The organism is Paraburkholderia mimosarum LMG 23256 = NBRC 106338, assembly GCF_000739815.1.
GTDB lineage: Bacteria > Pseudomonadota > Gammaproteobacteria > Burkholderiales > Burkholderiaceae > Paraburkholderia > Paraburkholderia mimosarum.
Window position 1 is genome coordinate 1 of sequence record NZ_BBJJ01000252.1, and the last position, 2,033, is coordinate 2,033.

The following is a 2,033-nucleotide window of genomic DNA, read 5'->3' on the forward strand; positions in this document are numbered from 1 at the left end:
GAGAGGCTTTGTTCAAGAGGGCCGCTTGCGCGGCGGCCGTGGGTCGGGTAGAAAGAAAAAGTCTTCCGGCCGCGAAATGGTGGTGAAATCCATGAAGTCGCGCAGATCAGCCTGATAGGCGCGACGCGTGCGCGGGTTGTCCAAATTGGCAAACCACTCGGCTTCGGGCGGCACCTCGGCGAGGCGATGAAACTGCGCGGCCGTGAGTCGCTGCGCGCGATCAGGAAGCGTCGGCAGTACGGACATGATTTTCTCCTGGCAGCTCCGCGCCGTGAGCGCGAATCAACGCGATTAGGTCGCCGGTGGTGACTTCAAACCGGTACTCGCGCTGGACGCCGGTCTTGCGTTCATCGATCTCGATGAGCACGACACTTTTCCCATCGTCACTCGCCTTCAGACGCAGTGTTCGGCACAGGCGGCCGGTTTGCGCTTCGCGCTGCGTGAGCAGGTCCAGCTCGCCGACCGCTCCCTTTACCGTCAACTGCACCATTTCTGCCCCCGTATCAGCTCACCTTTCAAACGCACAAGATACTATTGATAACATATTCGTCTCGGCCACTGCTGCCGCGTGTGCAGCACGTTGAGAATCTGCGCCACGTCACCAACGACGCGGTACACCATCAGGTAGTTTTCCGTCACCACCGCCTCGCGCGTACCGCGCACCCGGCCAACGCGGTACAGCTTCGGATCGGCGGCAATGCGGCCGGTCGTGGCCTGGATATCCGCCGCAAGCCCATCGGCCCCCTGCGGGCTTTGCTCGCGCACGTAATCGAGAATATCAGCAAGGTTGAGCAGCGCTGTCGCGGTCCATTCGACAGCCACCGTCATTTACGGGCCGTCCGCTTCGGCTTCGTGGTTGGCGTGGCCGCCTTGCCTGCGGCCAGCGCACGCAGGCCTGCGGTGTCGCCGGCGCGCAGCAGCGCTGCCACGGCGTCATGCGGCACCTTCGTGCTGCCCGGTTCGTCGGCCTCAGCAATCGAGGCGCGGACGGTCTCACGGTACCACCGGTTATAGGCGGCGTCCGCGTGTGCGGCCTTCATCTGTTCGCGCGCCCGCTCGGCCTTGGACTGTTCGGCGGTCGAGCGCGGGGCGGCCGGGTCGTACTGCGCCGCGTCCACGTCAAAGCGCACGATGCCGAGCTCGCGCAGGTAGGTCGCGAGCGTTTCGAACTTGGCCCACGTGCGCACGCTGCCGCGCTGCGTGGCAAGCGGGCGCTCGGTCATGCCGTACTTGAACAGCACACCCCATCCGCCACGCTGGCCGACAACATGCGCGGAGCGCACAACGCCCGCCTCGATGAGGCCGGAAAGCGTCTTCTGGTCGATGGTTTCGGCTGCCATGTTCATTCCTTCACGAGCTCCGGCCGCCATTCGCGCACAACGGCCTCAAACTGCGGACCATAGCCCAGTGTGTCGGGGTAACTGTTCGCGCGCGTGGCAAGGCGGAACACGACACACATATCTTCGGCAATCGCTTCGTCAACGGCCCAGCCGGTCGTGAGGTCATAGCTGCCGCACGCGCCGGCATTCCACCAGGCCAGCAGGAAATCGGCAACGCGGCGGCTCTGGCCGGTGTCGCCCTGGGCGATCTTCAGCAGGTTTTCGAGGGCCTGCTTTTCGTTCTGCGTCATTTGCTCGGGGCGCATGGTGCCTCGCTATGGGATCGGTTGACTTTTCCCGCCCTTATTGACGGGGCGGGGTACAGGATGAAGTCTATCAGGATTCAGGAAAAACAAAATCAGCGTACAGGATTTTGATGCTAGAACTGGACATAACACCGTTTGCCGGTCTGTCCCTTGTAGAAGCAATATGAGAATGGCTTTGTTCAAGAGGGCCGCTTGCGCGGCGGCCGTGGGTCGGGTAGAAAGAGTCCGGTGATCTATCCGACGAGCGAGCTTTCATGCCTTACAAGGCAAGACTGAAGACGGGCGAACCGCGCAAACGAGCGAAGCCGGGCTATGCGGTAACACACACGCACGAGTACAACGAAAGCCTGAAGCGGCGCAGGCAACTCAGCCTGTATTGTCCCGACGG

Annotated in this window: 5 protein-coding genes; all 5 read right to left on the reverse strand. The window is 62.6% G+C overall.

Annotated elements, in window-relative coordinates; translation table 11 throughout:
* Positions 1-12 precede the first annotated feature (12 nt).
* Genes BMI01S_RS37120 through BMI01S_RS37140 form a run of 5 tightly spaced genes read right to left on the reverse strand, consistent with a single transcriptional unit; the run spans position 13 to position 1,645 of the window.
* Complete coding sequence (locus BMI01S_RS37120; protein WP_051381630.1) at positions 13-246, reverse strand: hypothetical protein; 234 nt, start codon at positions 244-246, stop codon at positions 13-15.
* Positions 221-490 (reverse strand): hypothetical protein, encoded by a 270-nt coding sequence (locus tag BMI01S_RS37125; RefSeq protein ID WP_036047322.1) that lies wholly within the window; start codon positions 488-490, stop codon positions 221-223. The genes BMI01S_RS37120 and BMI01S_RS37125 overlap by 26 nt, the downstream gene beginning before the upstream one ends.
* A 41-nt stretch (positions 491-531) precedes the next feature.
* On the reverse strand, positions 532-828 hold the full coding sequence (locus BMI01S_RS37130) for a type II toxin-antitoxin system RelE/ParE family toxin (protein WP_028233081.1): 297 nt from the start codon (positions 826-828) through the stop codon (positions 532-534).
* Positions 825-1,340, reverse strand: a complete 516-nt coding sequence (locus tag BMI01S_RS37135; RefSeq protein ID WP_042293286.1) for a hypothetical protein — start codon at positions 1,338-1,340, stop codon at positions 825-827. The genes BMI01S_RS37130 and BMI01S_RS37135 overlap by 4 nt, the downstream gene beginning before the upstream one ends.
* A 2-nt stretch (positions 1,341-1,342) precedes the next feature.
* Entirely contained in the window at positions 1,343-1,645 is a 303-nt protein-coding gene (locus tag BMI01S_RS37140) for a DUF7673 family protein (RefSeq protein ID WP_028233080.1), read from the reverse strand.
* Positions 1,646-2,033 lie beyond the last annotated feature (388 nt).